This is a genomic window from Desulfovibrio biadhensis, from assembly GCF_055388615.1.
The window spans coordinates 688,663-710,643 of the sequence record NZ_AP042477.1 but is presented as its reverse complement, the minus strand read 5'-3'; the positions used below and the strand labels follow the sequence as shown (position 1 = coordinate 710,643).

Here is a 21,981-nt window from a genome sequence, read left to right as displayed (position 1 = left end):
GTACTAGTTTGGACACTGTAATGTTATAACTATTAATAAAATTTCATTCATATCATATGAGATGCAAAATGGATAGTCCCCACTTAAACATGACAAAGGATTTGACATATACAGCATGCACAGTGCAGGAAATATTAGATGTCATTTTTTTTATTAAAAAAAAGGAAAAAACACAGTTATGGTTTCGGGGACAAGGTCCATATGGCAATTTAACGCCAAGTTTGCTTAGAAATGCCAAGCCAATTCGCGACCAAAAAGGCCGAAAAAGGACAACGCCCACACTGGCTGGTGGAACTTCATATTCATTTCCAGATCAATTTGCGATGGTTGAAGAGTTTAAAAGGATATCTAGCCACACATTTAAAACTGTGCCGAAAAATGTATTCGAGTGGCTATGCATAATGCAACATTATGGCTTGCCTACGAAGTTGCTGGATTGGACAGTTGATCCAATGATAGCCTTATTTTTTGCTACAGATATTGCAAAATGTAAAATACAAAAAATGATTCGCGAAGGAGGGTGTGGAGCAGAGCTTTGGATTTTACCTCCATTCAAGCTAAATGAGCACTCTCAGTTTAAGAACACTAGTTACATTTTTACATCATCGGATGATCACGTTAAATCCTTCCTAGATGGTGTTGGCGATTTTCTGCCAATCGCTATCGATGCTCCTTACATTGAAGAAAGATTAATACTCCAAAAGTGCTGCTTTACTATGCATGGACATGATATAAGGCCATTAAATCATATGTGTTGTTATCGTGAAGGGTGGCTATATAAAATTGAAATACCATCAAGATCGCTTCCTAAAATCAAAAAGTGCCTAAACGATTTTGGACACACTCATGATTACTATTATCCAAATGACCATGCTAAATATACTCATATTCAAAAAAAGGAGTTGAAAAAATTTCTAGATTGGTACAACAAATACAAGGAGCAACAAGACTAATCCAGTTGTAGCTTACTATGACAAGTCCGACTTTTTTCATTTCGATGATGTCCTCTTGATTCCCGATAAAATCGTGACGGCCACGATGATAACAGTGACTCCGTAATGCTTCCGCCCAGAACGATTGTAGGGCAAATCCGTAGGGCAAAACGAGAAAAGGGGCCACAGCTTTCACTGTAACCCCTTGAAATCTCTGGTCGGGATGAAAGGATTTGAACCTTCGACCCCCTGAACCCCATTCAGGTGCGCTCCCAAACTGCGCTACATCCCGACGAAGAGTCGTTTGATATGCCTTGCATTGGGCTTTTGTCAAGAAAAGAATGCTGCAAATGGCAAGAAATTTTTGTATCCGGCTGCTATCAATGGAAAATTTGTCTGTAACAAACGACGTTTTCGCCGTGTTCAGTCTTTTGGGGCATGCTCAGGGTGGGCGTGGTCGGCTTCGCCCCCCGGGTGCGCGTGCACATGGGCGTGGAGCACGGCCGCGTCACGGGATTCCAGGCGCCCCTTTTTCATGACGAGCAGGCGGGAGACCGTGCGGTCGAGGAAGTCCCAATCATGGGAGATGATGCACATTGCCTGGGGCAGGGCGTTCAGCAGTTCCACCAGCCGGTCGCGGGTTGCGGGGTCCAGGTCGTTGCTGGGTTCGTCCAGCAGCAGGGCGCGCGGCCGCATGGCCAGTACCGTGGCAAGGGAAACGAGCCGTTTCTCTCCACCAGAAAGGCGGTGGGTGATGCGCTTCTCTAAGCCGGCGAGTCCCAGGCTGCGCAGTGTCTCCATGGCGCACTCCCTGGCTTCCTCCGGGGGCAGCCCCTGATTCAAGGGGCCGAAGGCCACGTCTTCCAATACCGTGGGCATGAAGAGCTGGTCGTCCGGATTCTGGAACACAAAGCCCACCTGGTTGCGCAGTTCCTTGAATTCCTTTTCTGTGGAGACCACCTGGCTGTCGAGCTCCACATGACCGGAAGTAGGGCGCAGTAAGCCCATCAAAATGTGCAGCAGCGTGGTCTTGCCGCTGCCGTTTGCGCCTATGAGCCCCAGTCGCTCCTCACCCAGGGAGAAATCTGCCCCATTGAGGACAGGGGGGGCGCCAGCATAGCCGAATGACACGCCCTTTGCCGCCAGCAACGGGTGCTCTGGCAAATGGACATGCCCTCCGAGGGCGCCGTGTTCCTGGTCATGATGTAAAAAAAGGAGGTCGTCTGCCATGCAGGGCTCTTTACACGCTCAATCCGTAAATTGCCAGCCAGGCCGCGGCCAGACAAAGCACAGCGGCCAGCATCAGGTCCCTTTTTTTCAGTCGCGGCTGTGCAAGCGAATGAAAGCGCCCGTCAAATCCGCGCAGCAGCATGGCCTGATGCACCCGGTGGGAGCGGTTCCAGCTTTTCACCAGGGTCATGGCAAACAGGTTGGCATAGGTTCGGTAGGTGTGCAGGTTTGTTTTCGGGGTGAAGCAACGCAACCGGGCTGCGCGCACAAGGCGCTGGTATTCTTCAAAGATGACGAAAATTTGTCGATAGGTGAACAGCAGCAGCCAACAGAGGGAAGCAGGAAAGCCAAGGGACTGCATGGCGTGCCCCATGTCGGGTAAGGGGCTGGTGGACACCAGCGCCATGAGCGTGAGCACAATGGCGTTGCATTTCAGGGTCACCAGCAGGGCCAGGGTCACCCCCTGTTCGCTGGCTGCAAGCCCCCCTATGGTGAAGGATGTGTCGCCCGGCATGGTAAAGGGCAGCACAGCCCAGAGAAACACAATGAAAATGTTGGCCAGCGCAAGACGTTGCAGTGCGGCGGTCAGGGGGAGCCGGGCCAACAGGGCCAGCAGCACCCCCAGCATGAGAGCAGCACCGGCAGTGGGAAGGCTGTGCCCCAGCGCTATGGCGATGGACAGCGCCCCGGCTGCGATCAGCTTGGCCCTGGGGTCTGCCTTGTGCAAGGGCGATGCGCCATTGCTGAAAATTTCCTGTGGCTGCGACATGCAAGTCCTGTAGGTGTATATTTTCCCGAGGGGGGAATCCTTTTGCCAAGGATTCCCCCCTCGGAAATAATCCTCTCATATTTATTTGAAAGGCGCCATTTCAACCCAGAGCACAGCGCCGATTTCAACACCCTTGTCGTTGCCATCAGGATCTTTGAGGGTGAAGTCGCCTTCTGTCAGAGCGGCAAAACCCCACCACCCCGCCTTGGGGCAGCCGGCGGTAAAAACACCGTTCTGGTCGGCCATGACAACGTATGTCACGTGGTAGTCGCTGGCCGCCTGCAGCCCGCTCTTGTTGTAGTATTCGATCTCGACTTCTGCGTTGGGAACGGGCTTGCCGTCCAGCAGCACCTGGCCGGTGAACACATACCCTGCGTAGCCGCCAAAAGGACGCGAGAGCGGTACGATCTCGGTCTTCAACCCCATGGGTTCGTTCCAGCCTGCCTCCTCGCCATACGCCGCAACAATCGTCTTGGTGTAGTGGATGATGGAGACATCTTCAGCAGGCTCCCAGTAAGGAACAGGCTCAAAGGCGAACTGATACACACCAGGCCGCTTGAAGGTGTAATCCGTCTTCCAGGCAGTGTGATCCATTACCTTTGTCTCCTGCAAGCTGTCCAGCAGGCTCTCTTTTTTGCCCTCAAAGAGCACGTCAAACGACTTGGGCTTGACCAGTTCCATGCCGTGCCCTTCAAAAGGGTGCGAAAAAGAAAGGGTCAGCGTGGTTGTCTTGTTGTCCTGGCCGATCACGGAACTGTCAGGAATCAGCATGCCGAAGTGGGCAAATGCTGGGGCGCTAAGGCACAAAAGGGTCAGGGCGGTGATGGTCAGCGTGGCAAGTTTCCTCATTCTGCGGCTCCTTTGTAAGATGTTTTAGGGAATCGTGTTACCTTGAAGCGCAAAAAAAGCCCTGACAGGTCTGTCAGGGCGTTGCGCGTTCTTTACGTTCTACGGCTGCGGGCCCAGGCAAAAATACCTGCCAAGCCAATGATGTAGCCAATGCCCCCCAGCACATCGCGGAGGTCCGTACCCTTGTCTTCAAGTATCTCGCGCTTCAAGGGCGCAAGCTCGCGGGAAACGGTGGCGGCTACTGACCGGGAGATCATGGCCTCGAGTTTCTTCTCGTTCAGGGCAGGCAGAGTGGATTGCGCCGTGGCGGGGGGAGTGACGGCAGGTGATGCAGCTTCCGGCTCATTCTGCGCGACTGTAGCCGGAGCGGCCTGCGCCGCACCTTCCACATGCTGCATATATTCGTCGGGCGCCAGCTTCCATTCTCCGCGGTGGCCTTCGCCCCCGTTGATGACCACAAGCAGACCGCTGCTCGCGTTTGCCGCTTCAGGGGGCAATGTCATGCGACAAATGCCCTTCTTGTCGGTCTGGCTCTCCAGCAGAGTCTTGCCGGTTCCGGTGTCTTCCAGCGTTATGCCGCACTCCATGCAGGGGTTGCCGCCGGGAAAGCTGCCTTCTGCTACCAATTCATTGCCTTCCATGTATGCAAAAACAATAACCTTGTGCGCCAGAGCAGGGGAAGCGGCAAACATGAAGATGAGAAAAATTGCAATGGTGCGCATGATCTATTCCTGTGCCTGGGGCAGATCGCCCTCGTTGGTATAGGTAGGCGTCAGGCCGAGTATCTCGGGTTGCACCTTGACCAAAAAGGATACGGCGAACATCGTTACAAAGCCTTCAATGATCATGATGGGGATATGCGCCAGCATAATGAGCTTGGCGGCCGTGAAAAACCCCTCGTCCGTGAATGCCAGGGCAAGGGCGGTGAGAAGGCCGGAAAAGAGAATGGCGCAAAATCCCGCGGCAAAAGCGGCGATGATCCGTGTTTTGCCGCCCTTAAGTAACATGGGGCGAAATAAAAGACCGCATAAAAGGGCGGGGAAGGCCATATCAAAAGTGTTTACCCCCAGCACCGTCAGGCCGCCGAATTGGAAAAATACGGCCTGAAGGAACAACCCGCAAAGCAGTGCCGGAAAACAACTCCACCCCAGCACAAGACCGAGCAGGCCGTTCAGGATAAGATGCGCGCTTGAAGGGCCGATGGGAACATTGATCAGAGACGCCACAAAAAAAGCCGCAGCCAACATGGCCACGGTCATGATGCGCTCCTGGTCGAGCCGTTTGACGCCGATAAATGTAGCAACTGCGGTGAGGCCCCACCCTGCTGCCAGAACAGGGGCGCTGAGTACGCCTTCAGCAATATGCACTTTTTTTACTCCTCCCGTCACACGATTCGTTTTTTTGTGTACACCCACAGCATAAGCTAATCAAGGAAATGTTCCAGACCATGACGATTTCCTTTTTTAAGGTACAATCTACGGCTATATGCACGGGCGCGCCAGCAGTGTATAACCGGTATGCAGCAGCGCTCCTTGCCGCTGCCGTGCAAATGGGATACATGCGGCAGACGCTTTTCACGCTGATGGCACCCCCGCGCACCATGGCAGACGCCACTGGTGCAGTGCGGCTTTCCATGGCGCAAAGGCGTTTTCTCCATCGCAGCCGCAAATCGCGGCATGATGGCTGTAATACCTTGATCGGAGTGAAGCATGTCTGAAAATGCGCTCAAGCTGGTGCTGGAGCATGCAAAAGAGGGCGCCAGGCTGCGTGAGGCCTTTTTTGAGAAAAATGCCGAACTGGTGGTGGAGGTTGCCAAAATCATGGCCGCCACCCTGGCCAGGGGAGGTAAGCTGCTTTTTTGCGGTAACGGTGGCAGCGCGGCGGATGCGCAGCATTTGGCCGCCGAGTTTGTGAATCGGTTCATGATGGACCGCCCCCCGTTGCCGGCCATTGCATTGAACACCGACACATCTGCCTTGACGTCCATCAGCAATGATTTCGGGTTCGAGCATGTCTTTGCCAAACAGGTGCAGGCGCTGGGCGTGCGCGGCGATGTGCTGGTGGCCATTTCCACCTCGGGCAACAGCCCCAACTGCATGCAGGCCCTTTTGGCAGGGGCGGAAAAAGGCATTGCGTGCGTCGGCCTGCTGGGTAAAAGCGGGGGCGAGATGCTGCCCCTGTGCGACTACCCCATTGTCGTGGAAAGCAAGAGCACGCCGCAGATTCAAGAAGTGCAGATCGCTGTGGGACACATGCTCTGCCGGCTTGTGGATTATTATCTGTTCGAGGCCGTGATGGAGCTGCAGCCTTATCTTGAGTTGCACCCCCACCTTGACGATGAGCAGGCATGAACTACTACTCTTTCACAGAGTATGGCGCTTTGAGCGCCGCTATATTTCGCAACCAGTGAAGGGAAGGCGCTGCTTTTCCTGAGCATACGGAGGATACCCGAAAATGCCCATGTATGAATACCATTGCACCAAGTGTGACAAGGAATTTGAGGAGTTGGTCTTTAAGGATGGCGAAGAAGTGCGCTGCCCTGCTTGTGGCTCGGTGGAAACTGAAAAATTGTTGTCCTGCTGCCGTTTCAAGAACGCCGGATCGGACACGCCCCCTGCGGCCATGCGCAGCAGCGGCGGCGGTGGCGGTGGTTGCTCGGGATGCTCGGGCGGCAACTGCAGCACCTGCGGTTAGGTTTTCCCGGCGCAAACATATCATGCACACGGCGCCTGCCTATCAGACAGGCGCCCTTGGCCCGCCCTTTTCCGGAATTGGCACAGGCGGGCTCCTGCTAACCGAATCAAGCACAGCAAATCCCCATGAGAAAAATCACCATTGCCACCCGCAGTAGTAAACTGGCCCTGTGGCAGGCCAACCATATCAAGTCGCTGCTGGAAGGATTGGGCGCGGAAACTGTGGATCTGCTACCCCTGAAGACCACAGGCGACAAAATTCTGGATACCCCCCTGGCCAAAATTGGCGGCAAGGGGCTGTTCGTGAAGGAAATCGAGGAGGCCATGCTGGACGGGCGGGCAGACCTGGCCGTGCACAGCATGAAAGACGTGCCCACCGTGCAGCCGGAAGGACTTGAAGTGGGCGTGGTGCCCGAGCGCGAAGCCCTTACCGATACGCTGCTCAGCGTCAAATACGAGAGTCTTGCAGAAGTGCCGCAGGGCGCCACCGTGGGCACCTGCAGCCTGCGCCGTCAGGCGCAGCTTTTGGCCTTGCGCCCCGATGTGAAGGTGGAAAACCTGCGGGGCAATGTGGATACCCGGCTGCGCAAGCTCATGGAAGGGCAGTACGACGCCATTATCATGGCGACTTCCGGGCTCAAGCGTTTGGGGCTTGCCGCGCCCAAGCACGTGGAACTCGGGCCTCCGGACTTTTTGCCTGCAGTGGGGCAGGGCGCTCTCGGTATTGAATACCGCGCGGATGACGCGGAACTGCTGGAGCTGCTGCAAAAGCTCAATCACCAGGAAACCCTGCTGTGCGTCGCGGCGGAACGCGGTTTTCTCGCCGGGTTGGACGGTGGCTGCCAGGTACCCATTGCCGCCCATGCCGTGCTTGAGGGCGGCACCATCAGACTTGAAGGCTTGGTGGCGGAAGTGGACGGTTCGCATGTCGTGCGCAAAGTCACCACTGGTTCTGCCACAGATGCAGCAGCCTGCCACAAGGTAGGCGTTGCGCTGGCTGAAGAGGTTCTGGCTGCCGGGGGCAAGGAAATTTTGGACAGGCTGTACGAACGCGAGTAATTCTTTTCTGATTTACGTTGTGAACTGCAACGGCAGCCGACAGCAACGCGGCATGCTTTTTTGGAGGGGTTTGGTCTGAAATTAGGACCGACCCCTTCTTTTATGCAATAGATCGTAATTAATAATTAAACTGCGAAACAAGAATTTGGCACTGTATTTCCCACTAAACTGGGAGATTTTGTATAGTCGAAAGATTGTTACTGGATGGGGAATTCCCTAGTAAACAGGTAGGAAGCATATATTTTTACGTTGCCACCTTGCCATATTTCTCTTCCCGAGGTAGTGAGGGCAAAATTTAGTAAGTGAAGTAGTCTGGTCGGTTAATGTTCAATAAGGGGAAGGAGGCGAATAATGCGTCCTGGTTCTGACTGGGATTGGAATCCCGGCACAAGAGAAGTACTGGACACAGCAGCCTGCGCCAAGGATTTTGAATGGGTTGAAGAACTCGTTGCAAGTCCCGATGGTGAAAAAATAGCTGCAGTGGTCAAAGTGCCCAATGAGGACGAGGCGGAGTTCACCATGTGTGTGAACGGCGAGGCCTGGGAGAATACCTTCGAAAAGGCCTGGTATCCAAAATTCACCCCGGACGGCCGTCTTACGGCCATTGTCGCAACCATGGCAGAGTGGCAGCTCGCCGTGGATGGCGAAGCTCCGGAAGAAACCCATACGTATGTATGGGGCACAAAATGCAATGAGGCTGGCAACGTCGCCGTTTCTTTGCAGCAGGATGGCGAGTACGGCATGATCGTTGATGGCGAGATGTGGGAAACCATGTACGAAAACGCCAACAACTTCGTGCTGCACAATGAAAGCGCAACCACGGCAGCCGTGGTGCAAACCCGCAGCATCCCGCAGGCGGACATCTTCACCTACCAGGAAGGATGTTACTCCGTGGTTCGCAACAGCGAATCCTGGGACCGCAATTTTGTGAACTGCTGGACGCCGGTGTTCAACACCGATGCCAGCAAGGTCGCCTGCCAGGTGCGTCTCTCGCTTTACGATTACACCATCGCCGTAGACGCTGATACCTGGGCAACAAATTACCAGTGTGTCTGGGAGCCCCTGTTCAACCCTGCCAATGGCCGCGTTGTCGCACCTGTGCGCACCAAGGGCAAATGGGGCATGGCCCAGGACAACAACATGATCTGGGACCCTGTCTACTTTCAGTGCTGGCAGCCGCAGTTCAGCCCTGACGGCTCGCACCTGTACGCCATCGTGTCCCCGGCTTTTGGCCGCTGGACCGTGGCTGTTGATGGCAAGCCCTGGGGACAGACTGTGGGCACGCTGCTCACAGACCTCGTCGTGAGCCCGGACGGTTCCCGCGCCGCAGCTGTGGCCAAGGAAGAATCCGGCAAGTGGGGCATCCTGGTCGATGACAGGCTCTGGACCGGCAATTATGAAATGGCCTGGAAGCCAGTGTTCTCGCCTGATTCCAAGCATGTAGCCGCCAAGGTTGAAAAGCCTGGCAGGAAGTACGGCCTGCTTTTCGATGGCAAGCTTTACGGCAAGGAATTCGACCAGCTTTGGAATCCCATCTTCAGCCCTGACGGTGACAAGGTGCTGCTGCGCGTGGTCGAAAATGGCGTGTACAGCCGCATTGTGCTGCCGCTCAGCGAACTCTAGGCAAGGGAGACGGCCATGAACAGCTTTTATAGTTTTCTCACAGGACCTATGGCCTGGATTGCCTTCATCGTCTTTTTTGGCGGCATAATCTATAGGATTGTCCGCCTGGTGAATCTGGCCAGAACAAAAGATCCCACGGTGCATAACTACGTGGATCTCAAATACGGACTGCGCTCCATCATCGCGTGGAGCATCCCCTTTGTGGCTCGCAACCAGCGGTTGCAGCCCGTCATGACGGTCGTTACCTTCGCGTTCCACATCTGCCTGCTCATCGCGCCCATTTTCCTGATGGCGCACGTGATGATGCTGTCCGACGGCATCGGCCTGAGCTGGCCCACGCTGCCCGACACGGTGGCTGATGTTATGACGGTTATCGTCATTCTCGGCGTAGGCTACTTTGCCTATCGCCGGGTTGCAGTGCGCGAGGCCAAATACGTCACAACCGGAGCCGATTTTCTGCTCCTTTTGCTGGTGGTCGCCCCGTTTATTACAGGGTTTCTCGCCTATCATCAGATCTTTGACTACAAGTGGATGATCACCCTGCACGTTCTCTTCGGTGAACTGATGCTCGTGCTGATCCCCTTCACCTGGTTGACGCACATGATGCTTGCGCCTTTCGTGCGTGCATATGTCGGTTCCGAATTCGGCGCTGTGCGCCATGTGAAGGACTGGTAGTCCCCGCTCCATCCGGACGGAGCGAATAAGCGCAACGGGAGTAAGCGCAATGAGCCAAGAGACAACTGAAAAAGTAAAGAAAATCGTCGATCCAGGGCTGGACAGGGCTGATTCCCTTGATCCGGCGCGGATCTCCAGCGTCATTAACCAGGTACTCACCACCGAGAACCTGGCGCGGTTGGAAGCATTCACCAAAACCTGCGTGCACTGCGGCCTTTGCGCCGAGGCATGTCACTACTATCATTCGCACGACAAAGACCCCAAGTACGCCCCTGTGGGCAAGGTCAAGCAGACCCTGTGGCCCATGATCAAAAACAAGGGCAAGGTCTCCAGCGAATTCATGAAGGAAGCGGCGCGCATTGCGCATACAGAGTGCAACCTCTGCCGCCGCTGCGTACAGTACTGCCCCTTTGGCATTGATACTGCCTTCCTGATGACCACGGTGCGCCGCATAGCGCACAAGCTGGGCATTACCCCGCAGTACATTCAGGATACCTGTCACAGCCACGCCGCGACCATGAACCAGATGTGGGTCAAGGACGACGAGTGGATAGACAGCCTGCAGTGGCAGGAAGAAGAAGCTCGCGACGAGTTTCCCGACCTGCGTATCCCTGTGGAAAAAGAAGGTTCGGACATTTTTTACTCGGTCATCGGACCTGAGCCGAAGTTCCGTACCCAGCTTATCTACCAGGCCGCTGCCATCTGGCACGAGGCCGGTGTCGACTGGACCATGCCCGCAACCACAGGCTGGGACAACTCCGACATGTGCATGTTCACCGGTGATTACGAAATGATGGGGCGCCTGAAGCGCGACCATTTCGACACCGCCATGCGCCTCAAGGTGAAAAAGATCGTCATGGGCGAATGCGGCCACGCATACCGCTCCGTGTACGATACCGGTAACCGCTGGTTGTCCTGGAAGTATATGCCCATCCCCATCATTCACGCCATCCAGTTCTACTGGGAGCTGTTGAAAGAAGGGCGTATCAAGGTCGATCACACCAAGGACGACCTGGCTACCTTCCATGACCCCTGCAACACTGTGCGCGGCATGGGCTTGCATGAAATGGGGCGCGAAGTCGCCAAGGCCTTCTATCCCAACATGGTGGAAATGCACCCCAACCGCGAGCATAACTACTGCTGCGCGGCAGGCGGTGGCGTCATCAACTGCGGTCCGCCGCACAAGATGACCCGTGTGCTTGGAAACAAGGTAAAAGCCGAGCAGCTTGCAGCAACGGGCGCCAAGGTCATCATCGCCCCTTGCCATAACTGCCACGGCGGCCTTGAAGACATTGTGCACCACTATAAGTTGGATATGGAAATCAAGTTCCTGGGCGACATCATCTATGAGCAGATGGTGAAGTCGAAAGCCATCTAGGCGCTGCGCCCCAAGAGCGTCACGACAAGACACGCAGAGGTACATCATGCGAAAGAGATACGCACACGCGGCCATGCTTCTCGCCGCAACGGTCCTCTTCCTGCTGCCGGCTTTAACACCGGTATATTCACAGGGGCAGGATGATTATATCGAGCTCTCTAACGATCAGTTCGAAAATCCACAGCGCCCCTCGGTGAAGTTTCCACATGACGCGCATAATTCCGCGGCTGAATTGGAGGATCGTTGCTGGTACTGCCACCATATGGACGGCAGCAATCCGAGCGAAGACGATAGTTCGGAAGGCATTGCCTGCGCAGACTGCCACGCGGTTGATGCGGATGCCGGCACGACGAATCTTATGGATGCCTATCACGGGCAATGCATCACCTGCCATGAGGAAGAGGGCAAGGGCCCCATTGCTTGTGGCGAGTGCCACGTAAAATAGCAGTGTGAAGTTCTTCCGGCTCGGCCGGAACTTCTGCAATGTTGCTATAGGCGGTTTCGGAACAGGTGTAAGAACCTGTCCCGGAGCCGCCTTTTTTTGTTTTGGTAATCCTTGAAGCCAATCCGGAAGCGGGCAGCTTGTATTGCCACGTATTTTCAGGTAGCGAGGGGCGCTTTGATAGTGGTTCTTCGGTTTTTATGGCGATTGTATTACAAATTAACGCTATGAGATATAAACTGTTGCGGTTTTGGTTTGTTTGTGCAATTTGCGTTGCGCATTGACCTTCTTCAAGCGGGCCCCTGGAAATTGTTTTCGTATAGGCGGAAACGCGGGACATGGTCATTTCGTTGCCGCGTAGTGGCGCATCTTCTTCGGGGAGATTCTTGGCAAACTGTTGACAGTTACTCTGACTGGGGTCAACCTGTAGGAAAGGTGTGACAGATTTCTTTCCAGGCGTGCGTATCTCTTGCGGAAGTGTCGTAAAAGCAGTGTTTTATTCCAATCCTATGCGACATATATTGAAAAATACCCATCCGAATTGTAGATTCTTTTTTTTGTATTTTTAAACCGGAGCGTGTCGTGGCGATTAAAGTTGATAACAGGATAAAGCAATATGAAACCACAGTTGTGGACTTTATCCGCAAGGAGCATGGGTATTTTGTCGTAGCCAGCCACGATAATACGTTTCTGGGCGTTCTGCGGTCTACCATTGCCAAGCAGTTGGCCGTAACCGAAGACTGCATCACTGCCATTACGGATGAAAAGCATATCCTCAAGGCGATCAAAGATTCCTCGACACGAAAGAAAAATGTCGTCCTGTTTATCGAGAGGCTTTTCAATAACAAAGAGACTAGCTTTTTTATCAAGCAGATAAAGGAAGCGTTCAGTAATACCAAAATAGTCATCCTGACGGGTGAAACAGATCGCCAACGCCTGGTTCTGTTGCACGAAATCGGGGCGGATAACTTTATTTCCAAGCCTATCTCGATAAATACCCTTATTGAGAAGATTGCCTTTACTGTCAAACCCCAGGGGAAGATCGGCAAGCTCATAGATGCGGGCAAGCTGATGAATTCCAAGGGCACGTTCGACCAGGCCCTGAAGATCGCCAGACAGATTCTGGAGATAAAGCCCAACAGTGCAGCGGGCTACCTCATCCTGGGTGATGCGTTCAGAGGCATGAAGCGTAAGGAAAAGGCCGTTGAGGCTTATGAAGCCGCCAGCGAAAGCGCAAAGATGTATCTCGAACCCCTGAAAAAGCTAGCCGAATTTTTCGAGGAAGAGGGCGATGTCGAACAACAGCTGAAATATCTGGAAAAACTTGACCGCTTAAGCCCGCTCAACGTTGAACGCAAGGTGGACATGGGGGGGCTGCACATCTCATTGGGCAACGATGATCAGGCAGAACAGCTTTTCGATACCGCTCTTGCCCAGGCAAAGAAGGAAGCTTCGAACTATATTGAAGAAGTCTCCACCAAGATTGGAAACGTATACGCCAAAAAGCATCCGGAAAAAGCAGAGAAATATTACAGGCGCGCTCTTGAGGCAAAGGGCGACATGTTGAGCAAGGAGGACATCAAGACCTTTACGTTGCTCGGCATTGCCCTGCGTAAGCAAGGGCGCTGGCAGGATGCGGTCAAAGAATACAACAAGGCCGTCGGCATCTCGCCGGATGATGAAAACATCTACTACAACATGGCCATGGCTTTTGCAGAAGGGGGCGATTACAAAACGGCGAATCGCTATCTGCAAAAGACCCTTGAGAAAAACCCACAGTTTCACGCCAAAGATGCGGTGCTTTCCTATAATGTAGGGTTGATAATGGCCAAGTCTGGTGCACGTAGCAAGGCTGTGTATTTTCTGGAAAATGCCCTTAAACTCAATCCGGATTTCGCCAGCCCGAAAAAGCTGCTCGACGCCATCAAGGGCTAACCGCTCTGGCGGTCCTGGGTGCGCGGGCGCATCAACACCAACAGTGCAAAGGCCGTAATCACGCCGATCACGGCGCAGCTTATAAATACCGCCTCAAGCCCTCCCATACCGTAGAGCAATCCCATCATGAACGGGCCGATAGTCTGCCCCATGCGCAATACCATGCCGTTGAGCGCCATGAACCCCCCCCGGTGTTTCATGGGAGCGAGATTGGCAAGAAGCGCCTGAACACAGGGCATGTTGATACCCTGCCCAAGTCCGAAGAGGGCCACAGGTAGCAAGTGCCACCAAATGCCGGGCATCAGCGCCATGGACACGCAAGACGCGCCGTAAAGGATAAAGGCAGTGAAGAGGAGCAGACGATCGCTGATAAATGTAGTCAGTTTGCCCAAAAACGCTGCAGCCAGTCCCGTTGCAAAGGCGGATAAGGACATGACGCTGCCAATGATCAAAGGAGAGGCATGGAAACTGCGCCCCAGTTGAACGGGCAGGTAGGTGAGAAAAGCGCCGTAGAGCATGATGAAGGCCGCCAGGGTAGCGGCGAACAGACCCGCCACTTCCCGCTGCCGCAGGCCTTGCCAGGCGCCTTTGAAATAGTCCTTGAGCCCCCCACTGGTATCAGGCTCGGGATTGTGCAGCTTGAGCCAGACGACGGCGGCAAGGGGCAGGGCCAACAGCGGCAAGGCAAAGGGCAACCGCCAGTTCACATATCCCAATGCACCCCCGAGAACGGGGTAGGCGGCAATGCCCATTGATAAAACGCCGGCATTCAGGCCCAGAGCGCCTGCGCGGCGAGTGCCTGTATAAAGGTCCCCGATGATGGTCACATTCAGAGCGCCAAGGGCGGCTGCGCCCACGCCTTGAATAAACCGGAGTACGAGTATTTCCTTGAAGCCAGGTGCAAAGGCGCAGGCCGTTCCGGCCAGGCTGAAAATAACAAGGGATGGCACCAGCACGGCCTTGCGGCCAACCCTGTCTGCCAAAATGCCCATGAGCGGGGTCAGTATGATGCCGGGGACGGTAAACAGGGTGACAATGAGGCCGATGTTGCCTTCGTGCACCCCGTCAAGATGTTTGATGAGGTTGGGAAATGTGGGGGCAATGCTGGTGACGCCCATGACAACCATGAGCGTTACCCCGAAAAGAATCAGCAGATTCGGGTCTTTATAGAGAGGGGTTTCTTCTTCGCCGGCGGAAGCAGCTCCGGCGTTGGCGTCAGCATGTATCGGTGCAGGCATTATGAATCCGGAAAAGGGGGCAGTGCGGGTATGAAAAGCTCATTGAAAACACAGCAGGGGCATACGCCAAACAGCTGCAAAAGGCCACATTTCAGAGGTTATAAAATGTCCGCCCCTTCCAGTTCGCCCTTGTACTTGCGATAAAGCCCCCGGAATTGATGGTAACTCAGCCCCAGAAGGTCGGATGCGGCGCGCTGGTTGTGGTGCGCTGTGTTCAGGGCTGCTTGCAACGCGTCCCGCTCCAGACGTTTTTGCGCAGCGCCCAGGTCCATGGGCAGCGTTGGAGACTGCGACGAGGGGGCTTCTTGCGCCGGCTTCGCGGCCGGGGCTGACGGCTCCCCGGAAGTGAAAGACTTTTGTTGCACCGGCAGTGGGCGGTAGGCAGAAGCAAAGGGGTCCAGTACAAGCTTTTCCACCTTCGTGGCGTGCTCAGTTCCGGCATGGAACACGGCGCGCTCCACCGCGTTTTTCAGTTCACGTATATTGCCGGGCCAGGTGTGCCCCTCTATTTGCGCCACTGCATAGGGCGTAAATGTTGGCGCTTCTTCCATTTCAAGCTCCAGGGCCATGGATGCGGCAAATCGCTCTGCAAGCAGCATGGCGTCACCTTCGCGCTCTCGCAGCGGGGGCAGGGTAATCACTTCGAAGCTGAGTCGGTCCAGAAGGTCCCGTTTGAAGCGCCCTTTGTCGCATAGCGCTGGAAGGTCGGCATTGGTGGCGGCGATGATGCGCACATCTACTCCAACAGTGCGCATGCCCCCTAAGCGTTCAAATTCGCCATACTCCACCACTCGTAGCACTTTTTCCTGGGCACGCAGCGGCATGGTGGCCAGTTCGTCCAGGAACAGGGTGCCCCTGTCCGCCGCCTCAAAGCGTCCGATGCGTCGAGAGACGGCCCCCGTAAAGGCGCCGGCCTCGTGCCCGAAGAGTTCGCTCTCCAAAAGCGCAGGCGCCAGGGACGCGCAGTTAAGCGTGACAAGGGGATTTTGCCAGCGCCGCGAAAGGTAATGCAGCCTGGCGGCGGCAAGCTCCTTGCCTGTGCCGCGTTCGCCTACCACCAGTACGGGGCGGTCCACGCCAGCAGCACGGGCAATGCGCTCACTGCATTGCAGGAAGGCGTCCGAGCGGCCGAGCATTTCTATGGCGAGTACGTTTTCTGTGGGCGATGGCATGGCAAAAAATACTGTTGGTTGGTTGAAATTGCTAAAAGTTGGTTAAATATACCATAACATAAAATTTGTGGCAAATGAGTACGTGTAGAAAAAACAAGTAGTTGTAAAAAAAACTCTCCATGGCACGTTTCCTGCCTTATACATGCAAACACCAACAGGAGGACGACCATGGGTGTGTTTACTCGATTCAAAGACATAGTCGGCGCCAATATCAATTCCATGCTGGACAGGGCTGAAGATCCGGAAAAGATGATCCGGCTCATGATCAGGGAAATGGAAGAAACTCTTGTGGAGCTCAAGGCTTCTTGCGCAGGGCTGATGGCCGACAAGCGCAAGATTCAGCGCGAGCTTGAGCTGGTGGAAGAGCGCATGGGCATTTGGAACCAGCGTGCTACCCTGGCTGTTGAGAAGGGGCGCGATGACCTGGCCAAGGAAGCGCTGCTGGAAAAAAGCCGCTTTGGCCGCCGGGCAGAGACCCTGCAACAGGAGACCGACCATTTCGATTCCCTGGTGGAACAAGCCAAGACCGACATCCAGACACTGGAAGAGAAGCTGCAGGCCGCCAAGGAAAAGCAACGCCTTCTGGTGCAGCGCCATATCCGCGCCTCTGACAAGAAGCGCGCCGAGGGTGATGTACGCAGAGCTGCCGGTGCAGACGCCCTCCGCAGATTTGAGGAATTCGAGCACCGTATAGAACGTATGGAAGCCGAAGCAATGCTCGTGAACCCATCCAGCTCCGAGACCAAGCGCAGTCTGGATGAAGAGTTCGCCCTCCTGGAGGGACACGAAAACATTGAAAAGGAACTCGAAGAACTCAAGAAAGCTGGTAAGAAGGGTGGGCAGTGAGTTTCCCATACCGGGCGGCCTGTGCTATTACCCTGGACATCGCGGTAAGTCGCGCCACAAATTGGCTGAAAAAAAGAGGAGAACTTCGAAATGATGGGCGGATTCATGACCTTCGCGTTCAGCATGCTCCTGGTGGGGCTGGTCATTGTTGCCCTGGTTGTGGTGCTCATAGCCAAGCTGCTCAAGGGCGGTTCAGGGGCGGAAAACAAGGCGGAACGCACGAACGAAGCCAAACTGATCCAGGAACTCTACCACGGTCTGAGCCGGATGGAGGATCGGGTGGAATCTCTGGAGACCATACTCCTGGACAAGGAAAGCAAGGAAGAAAGAAAATGAGATACGCTACTTCGAGGCGAGGTCTGTACCGCTCCCGCAAGGGCGTCATCATGGGCGTGTGCAGAGGCTTTGCCGAATACTTCGACTTCAGTGTTTTTTGGATCCGCGCCATAGCCCTGGCTCTTCTGCTTTTCACCGGTATCTGGCCTGTGGCGGTGCTCTATGTACTGGCAGGGCTGCTTATGAAACCTGAACCGGTGGTGCCTTTTGAAAGTGATGCGGACCGTGAATTCTACGAGTCCTATACCAGCTCGCGCAGCATGGCGCTGGGGCGTGTGAAGCGAAAGTTTGAAAATCTGGATAGAAGGCTCAGACGCATGGAAGATGTGGTGACCAGTCGCGACTTCGACTGGGAGCGCCGCATGGCCAAGGATTAATATCGAGGCTGACGTTTGCCATACTCATGGATAGCACCAGCCCTAAGGCGCGGTATACAACGCCTTAGGGCTGCAATATACTTAACCGGATGACAATCTACGACCATAAGACCCCCCCTTTTTCCCTTTTCTGGCTTCCAGTAGTCAGGAAAGGGCGCGCTTTTTTACTGCTTCTTCTCTGCTGCCCGTTGTTGGCCGCATGTATGTTGGAAGAAGAACGCAAGTTCAACGCGCTGAGCGAGGCGCAGTTCAAGGTCAGCAGCGAATCCCCGGCGGACAGAGCCCTGCGCGAACAGCGCCAGCGTCGTCGCGCCCTGGCCGAGGCTCTTGAGAGCGAACAACTATACGTGGATATGCTCACTGAACTCGAACTTGGGCTTGGCGGCCCCCTGACATCAGGGGCAGTGCTTGAGGCGGTACGCCCCTTACTGGGTATCCCCTATAAATTCGGGGGCGAGACAGTACAGGGCATGGATTGCTCAGCCTTTACCCGCCTGGTGTACCGCAAAATGGGCGTCAACCTGCCGCGCACCAGCAGAGAGCAAGCCAAGGCCGGCGTACCGGTGGACAGGAGCTCGCTAAAGCCGGGCGATCTGGTCTTTTTTGCTGTGCAGTCCGATACCATAGACCATGTAGGCATTATTGTCGGCCCGGACAGAATTGCCCACGCCACAGGAAGGCGCGGGCGCGTGGTCATCGAGCGTCTTTCAAGTGTGTACAGAGGCAAATTCGCAGGCGCCTGCCGTGTGGGCGGCAAAAAGAAGTGACCCTCCGCAATACCTCCTTTTCTTGATTCTCGATCTGTAATCAACTTTTTTTATTATTGATTTCTTCCCTGCGTCTATGAGCCGGCAGGAATGCTTCGGCAGTGGCCCGCTTTCTTGCAGCGCCCTCCCCAATGCCGCCACTTGCGCAGGGCGCGCGCCCTGGCTATGTTGGGGGGATGAGTGAATACATTGAGCATGACGCTACCGGGATAACGGTAGGGCAGGTGCGCAAGCAGTTTTTTTGCGCCTGGGATAAAGACAAGCCCATGGATCTGGAAAGTGGCGCAACGCTTGGTCCCGTGAACCTGGCCTATGAAACCTACGGTGAGCTTTCTCCCAATCGTGACAACGCCGTGCTGGTGTTTCACGCCCTGACAGGCGATTCCCACGTTGCCGGCTACTATTCTGAGGAAGACCCCAAGCCCGGGTGGTGGGACATCATGGTCGGCCCGGGCAAGCCCATTGATACGGATCGTTACTTCGTCATTTGCTCCAACGTGCTGGGTGGCTGCATGGGCAGCACGGGCCCCGCCTCCGAGAACCCCTATGCTCCAGGCCAGTTTTATGGCCTGGACTTTCCTCTGGTTACCATTGGCGACATGGTCCGGGCGCAAAAGCGTCTGGTGGAGCATTTGGGCATTGAGCGGTTGCTCTGCGCCATTGGTGGCTCCATGGGCGGCATGCAGGTGCTGGAGTGGACGGTGCGCTATCCCGATGCCGTGGTAACGGCAGTGCCCCTGGCGACAACCACGCGACACTCCGCCCTGAATATTGCCTTCAACGAGATTTCTCGCCAGGCCATTATGGCCGACCCCAGTTGGAAAAAAGGGCGCTACTACGGTGAATCCGGGCCGGATATGGGGCTGGCGGTTGCACGCATGATCGGCCACGTCACCTATCTTTCGGATGAAGCCATGCGGCAGAAATTTGGCCGCCGCCTGCAGGACAGGGACAGCTTTACCTTTGACCTTATGGAAGCGCCGGATTTTCAGGTGGAAAGTTACCTGCGTTATCAAGGCAGCAAATTCGTCCAGCGTTTTGATGCAAACAGCTTCATCTACATCACCAAGGCGGCTGACTATTTCGACCTGGCCTTGCAACACGGCAATGGCAGTGCGGCGGGCGCCTTCAGTAAAGCCAAGGCGCGCTTTCTGGTGGTTTCCTTTTCCTCGGACTGGCTGTACCCCACGTATCAATCGCGTGAAATGGTGCAGGCCATGAAAAAGGCAGGCCGCGACGTCAGCTTTTGCGAGATCAACGCTGATTGCGGACACGACGCCTTCCTGTTGCGCAATGACAGAATGTTCGCCCTTGTGCGCAGCTTTTTGGAAAACGCCTTGAACCAGGTCCGCAAGGGGGCGCTGTGAACCTCGAAAAAATGCGCTTCGATCTTCAGGTGATTGCGGACTGGATAGAGCCCGGCTCCAAGGTCTTGGACCTCGGGTGCGGCCGGGGCGACCTGCTGCACTACCTCACTAGAGAAAAACAGGTGCACGGCACTGGCATAGAGATGAGCGAGGAAAAGGTGCTCCAGGGAATCAGCAAAGGGCTGTCCGTGGTGCAAGGTGATATTAACCTGGAAATTTGCGATTATCCCGACAAAACTTTTGACTATGTCGTGCTGAGCCAGACTTTGCAGCAGGTCTATGACCCGGCAGCGCTCATCCGCGAGATGTTACGCGCAGGGCGCAGGGGCATTGTCAGCTTCCCGAACTTCAGCCACTGGCGCATCCGCATGCAGCTCCTGTTTACAGGGCGCGCGCCCATCTCGCGCGAGCTCCCGTACCAATGGCACGACACGCCGAACATTCGAATCATTACCATGAAGGATTTCAACAGGTTTTGCGATCAAACCGGGTTCGCCATCCGCCGTCAGGCCGCCATCGATTCCTATTATCAGGATACCACGGGCCACATTGTCGAGTTTCTGGCCGCATGGCGCGCTACCTACGGCATCTTCATGCTTGCGTCTCAAAATGGTCACACTGCTTGACGCGGCCGCGCTTCTGCGTGAAACAGCGGGTGCGGCCGGAGACGGTTGCCGCTTGCCCCTGGCATACGTACGAACTACCCCTTGCGAGGAGAAAATATGGGTTTTTTTAGCAAAGTAACCAAACTCTGGAAGAAATCTGATGAAGCCGCGCCCGAAGCAGTAGACGCGGGGGGGCAGCAGGAAGGATCGCAAGAACAACAGGAAGAGCCACATGCGCAACAGGAGGCCGCTGCCCCTGATACCCCGCCTGCAGCGGTAGAAGCGGAAGTCGGCACAGAGGCGCCCGAAGCGGTAGAGGTGGAGCCCCCCACAGAGGCGCCAGCCGCTACTCCGGCAGAAAAAAGCGCCCCCTGGCGGGAAGAGCTGACACTTGCCCTCCGCGAAGCCGAACCAAGGCTTTCTGTGTGGCTGGATATTGTGCTTACTGGCCAGCAAAGCGCCACCCCAGAACTGTGGGAGCGCCTGGGCTTTCTTTTTCAGGCTTTGGAAGCGCCCGCCAATGAAGCCGAACAGTTCCTCGAATCGTTCAAAGGCTGGCTGGATGAGATGGGGTACGAGCAGGTGGAGGAATTTCGCTCTGAGCTGCAATACCGCATGGCGCTGGCGCTGGACCTAGAGGATGAGGAAGACGAGCGCAACCGGCTGATGCTGAAGCTTTCCGAAGGACTGGCCAAGACCAAGGAAAGCATCACCAAACGCATTGATTCTCTGGTCTCGTCCCACGACACCATGGATGAAGCCTTTTGGGAGGAGCTGGAAGAAATTCTGATCACCGCTGATGTGGGCTACGAAGCCACGGTAAAGCTTACCGAAAATTTACGCGAGCGCGCGCGCAAGGCAGACGCCAGCGATCCTGCAGCCTTCAAGGATCTGCTGCGTGCGGAAGTGGAGGAGATTTTCAAACCGCGCCCCCGCATCAAGGCGGTCAATCCTCCGGAGGTTGTTCTGATTATCGGCGTAAACGGTGTGGGCAAAACCACCACCATCGCCAAACTGGCCCACAGGGAACAAATGCAGGGGCGCAAGGTTCTGGTGGCTGCAGGTGATACCTTCCGCGCCGCTGCAGTGGAACAGCTCGGCATCTGGGCCAAACGCGTGGGCGCAGGTTTTCACGCCAAGGGGCAGGATGCGGACCCTGCTGCCGTGGCTTACGAGGCCATGGATAAGGCCCTGAAGGAAAATTACGACCTGGTCCTCGTGGATACGGCAGGGCGTCTGCACACCAAGGCCAACCTCATGGAGGAACTGGCAAAGATCAAGAATGTTCTCGGCAAGAAGCATCCCGGTGCGCCGCACCGCAGCATACTGGTGCTGGACGCCACCACGGGGCAGAATGCGCTTTCCCAGACCAAGTTGTTTTCCGAGTCCGTGGGCGTGGATGAGATCATACTCACCAAGCTGGACGGAACCGCAAAGGGCGGTGTGGTCGTGGCTGTTGCCCAGCAGTTCGATGTCCCCATCAGTTTCATCGGCCTTGGGGAGAAAATGGAAGACCTGCGCCCCTTCAGCGGCAAGGATTTTGCCCAGGCATTGCTTTCGTAGATGGGGGAATTCGCACGCCCGCCGGCTGTCTTGACCAGTAGGAAGGCCTACGTCTATGAACATACAATATGACGTCATTCATGGGGCAGCTGGTCTCGGAGCACTCGCGTCTGTCCTGCTGCCCG

General features: G+C 55.3%; 22 protein-coding genes, 1 tRNA gene and 1 pseudogene. 16 read left to right on the top strand and 8 right to left on the bottom strand.

The features are described from left to right. Window positions 1-68: 68 nt before the first annotated feature. Window positions 69-953: an FRG domain-containing protein gene (locus tag ACZ5EH_RS03145; protein ID WP_464276680.1), complete on the top strand. Its 885-nt coding sequence runs from the start codon at window positions 69-71 to the stop codon at window positions 951-953. A gap of 194 nt (window positions 954-1,147) precedes the next feature. Here ACZ5EH_RS03145 and ACZ5EH_RS03140 read toward each other — a convergent pair. From ACZ5EH_RS03140 to cbiM, 6 genes and pseudogenes are all read right to left on the bottom strand, one after another. Beyond that, a tRNA-Pro gene (locus tag ACZ5EH_RS03140) sits at window positions 1,148-1,224 on the bottom strand. Between the two features lie 131 nt (window positions 1,225-1,355). Next, window positions 1,356-2,000, bottom strand: a pseudogene (locus ACZ5EH_RS03135) (energy-coupling factor ABC transporter ATP-binding protein); the annotation flags it as partial. A gap of 172 nt (window positions 2,001-2,172) precedes the next feature. After that, a complete protein-coding gene (gene cbiQ / locus ACZ5EH_RS03130; RefSeq protein ID WP_464276679.1) occupies window positions 2,173-2,931 on the bottom strand; it encodes a cobalt ECF transporter T component CbiQ in 759 nt (252 codons plus the stop codon). Window positions 2,932-3,012: 81 nt separating this feature from the next. Continuing rightward, the gene (locus ACZ5EH_RS03125; RefSeq protein WP_464276678.1) at window positions 3,013-3,780 is read right to left on the bottom strand and encodes a DUF4198 domain-containing protein; all 768 of its coding nucleotides are present in this window, start codon (window positions 3,778-3,780) and stop codon (window positions 3,013-3,015) included. Window positions 3,781-3,872: 92 nt separating this feature from the next. Further along, window positions 3,873-4,502 carry a hypothetical protein gene (locus ACZ5EH_RS03120; protein ID WP_464276677.1) on the bottom strand — a complete coding sequence of 210 codons (630 nt, stop codon included), beginning with the start codon at window positions 4,500-4,502 and terminating at the stop codon, window positions 3,873-3,875. Window positions 4,503-4,505: 3 nt separating this feature from the next. Further along, window positions 4,506-5,147 (bottom strand): cobalt transporter CbiM, encoded by a 642-nt coding sequence (cbiM, locus tag ACZ5EH_RS03115; RefSeq protein WP_464276676.1) that lies wholly within the window; start codon window positions 5,145-5,147, stop codon window positions 4,506-4,508. A 342-nt stretch (window positions 5,148-5,489) separates the two neighbouring features. On the opposite strand from cbiM, the gene ACZ5EH_RS03110 reads away from it, so the two are divergent. The 8 genes from ACZ5EH_RS03110 to ACZ5EH_RS03075 all read left to right on the top strand — a co-directional run bounded on the left by ACZ5EH_RS03110 (window position 5,490) and on the right by ACZ5EH_RS03075 (window position 13,585). Further along, a complete protein-coding gene (locus ACZ5EH_RS03110) occupies window positions 5,490-6,131 on the top strand; it encodes a D-sedoheptulose 7-phosphate isomerase (RefSeq protein WP_464276675.1) in 642 nt (213 codons plus the stop codon). A gap of 103 nt (window positions 6,132-6,234) precedes the next feature. Beyond that, complete coding sequence (locus ACZ5EH_RS03105) at window positions 6,235-6,474, top strand: FmdB family zinc ribbon protein (protein ID WP_464276674.1); 240 nt, start codon at window positions 6,235-6,237, stop codon at window positions 6,472-6,474. A 125-nt stretch (window positions 6,475-6,599) separates the two neighbouring features. Next, a complete protein-coding gene (gene hemC, locus ACZ5EH_RS03100) occupies window positions 6,600-7,532 on the top strand; it encodes a hydroxymethylbilane synthase (protein ID WP_464276673.1) in 933 nt (310 codons plus the stop codon). Between the two features lie 351 nt (window positions 7,533-7,883). Further along, entirely contained in the window at window positions 7,884-9,155 is a 1,272-nt protein-coding gene (gene tmcD, locus ACZ5EH_RS03095; RefSeq protein WP_464276672.1) for an electron transfer complex subunit TmcD, read from the top strand. 15 nt (window positions 9,156-9,170) lie between these two features. After that, window positions 9,171-9,830, top strand: coding sequence for a TmcC family electron transfer complex membrane anchor subunit (tmcC, locus tag ACZ5EH_RS03090; RefSeq protein ID WP_464276671.1), 660 nt, complete (start codon window positions 9,171-9,173; stop codon window positions 9,828-9,830). Between the two features lie 49 nt (window positions 9,831-9,879). Further along, window positions 9,880-11,208, top strand: a complete 1,329-nt coding sequence (tmcB, locus tag ACZ5EH_RS03085; protein ID WP_464276670.1) for an electron transfer complex ferredoxin TmcB — start codon at window positions 9,880-9,882, stop codon at window positions 11,206-11,208. A gap of 46 nt (window positions 11,209-11,254) precedes the next feature. Continuing rightward, window positions 11,255-11,653, top strand: a complete 399-nt coding sequence (gene tmcA, locus ACZ5EH_RS03080) for an acidic tetraheme cytochrome c3 TmcA (RefSeq protein ID WP_464276669.1) — start codon at window positions 11,255-11,257, stop codon at window positions 11,651-11,653. A 579-nt stretch (window positions 11,654-12,232) separates the two neighbouring features. Beyond that, window positions 12,233-13,585 carry a tetratricopeptide repeat protein gene (locus tag ACZ5EH_RS03075; protein ID WP_464276668.1) on the top strand — a complete coding sequence of 451 codons (1,353 nt, stop codon included), beginning with the start codon at window positions 12,233-12,235 and terminating at the stop codon, window positions 13,583-13,585. Here ACZ5EH_RS03075 and ACZ5EH_RS03070 read toward each other — a convergent pair. Both ACZ5EH_RS03070 and pspF read right to left on the bottom strand, forming a co-directional pair. Then, window positions 13,582-14,823 (bottom strand): MFS transporter, encoded by a 1,242-nt coding sequence (locus ACZ5EH_RS03070; RefSeq protein WP_464276667.1) that lies wholly within the window; start codon window positions 14,821-14,823, stop codon window positions 13,582-13,584. The two genes, ACZ5EH_RS03075 and ACZ5EH_RS03070, sit on opposite strands and share 4 nt — an antisense overlap. 98 nt (window positions 14,824-14,921) lie before the next feature. Continuing rightward, a complete protein-coding gene (pspF, locus tag ACZ5EH_RS03065; RefSeq protein WP_464276666.1) occupies window positions 14,922-15,995 on the bottom strand; it encodes a phage shock protein operon transcriptional activator in 1,074 nt (357 codons plus the stop codon). 168 nt (window positions 15,996-16,163) lie between these two features. On the opposite strand from pspF, the gene ACZ5EH_RS03060 reads away from it, so the two are divergent. The 7 genes from ACZ5EH_RS03060 (at window position 16,164) to ftsY (ending at window position 21,856) form a co-directional block, all read left to right on the top strand. After that, window positions 16,164-16,841, top strand: coding sequence for a PspA/IM30 family protein (locus ACZ5EH_RS03060; protein WP_464276665.1), 678 nt, complete (start codon window positions 16,164-16,166; stop codon window positions 16,839-16,841). Between the two features lie 90 nt (window positions 16,842-16,931). After that, on the top strand, window positions 16,932-17,177 hold the full coding sequence (locus tag ACZ5EH_RS03055; protein ID WP_464276664.1) for a hypothetical protein: 246 nt from the start codon (window positions 16,932-16,934) through the stop codon (window positions 17,175-17,177). Continuing rightward, window positions 17,174-17,554, top strand: a complete 381-nt coding sequence (pspC, locus tag ACZ5EH_RS03050) for an envelope stress response membrane protein PspC (RefSeq protein ID WP_464276663.1) — start codon at window positions 17,174-17,176, stop codon at window positions 17,552-17,554. The genes ACZ5EH_RS03055 and pspC overlap by 4 nt, the downstream gene beginning before the upstream one ends. A gap of 203 nt (window positions 17,555-17,757) precedes the next feature. Further along, window positions 17,758-18,321: a C40 family peptidase gene (locus tag ACZ5EH_RS03045; RefSeq protein ID WP_464276662.1), complete on the top strand. Its 564-nt coding sequence runs from the start codon at window positions 17,758-17,760 to the stop codon at window positions 18,319-18,321. Between the two features lie 176 nt (window positions 18,322-18,497). After that, complete coding sequence (metX, locus tag ACZ5EH_RS03040; RefSeq protein WP_464278255.1) at window positions 18,498-19,688, top strand: homoserine O-acetyltransferase MetX; 1,191 nt, start codon at window positions 18,498-18,500, stop codon at window positions 19,686-19,688. A gap of 11 nt (window positions 19,689-19,699) precedes the next feature. Further along, complete coding sequence (gene metW / locus ACZ5EH_RS03035; protein ID WP_464278254.1) at window positions 19,700-20,314, top strand: methionine biosynthesis protein MetW; 615 nt, start codon at window positions 19,700-19,702, stop codon at window positions 20,312-20,314. A gap of 96 nt (window positions 20,315-20,410) precedes the next feature. Continuing rightward, window positions 20,411-21,856 carry a signal recognition particle-docking protein FtsY gene (gene ftsY / locus ACZ5EH_RS03030; protein WP_464276661.1) on the top strand — a complete coding sequence of 482 codons (1,446 nt, stop codon included), beginning with the start codon at window positions 20,411-20,413 and terminating at the stop codon, window positions 21,854-21,856. The last annotated feature ends 125 nt before the right edge of the window (window positions 21,857-21,981 follow it).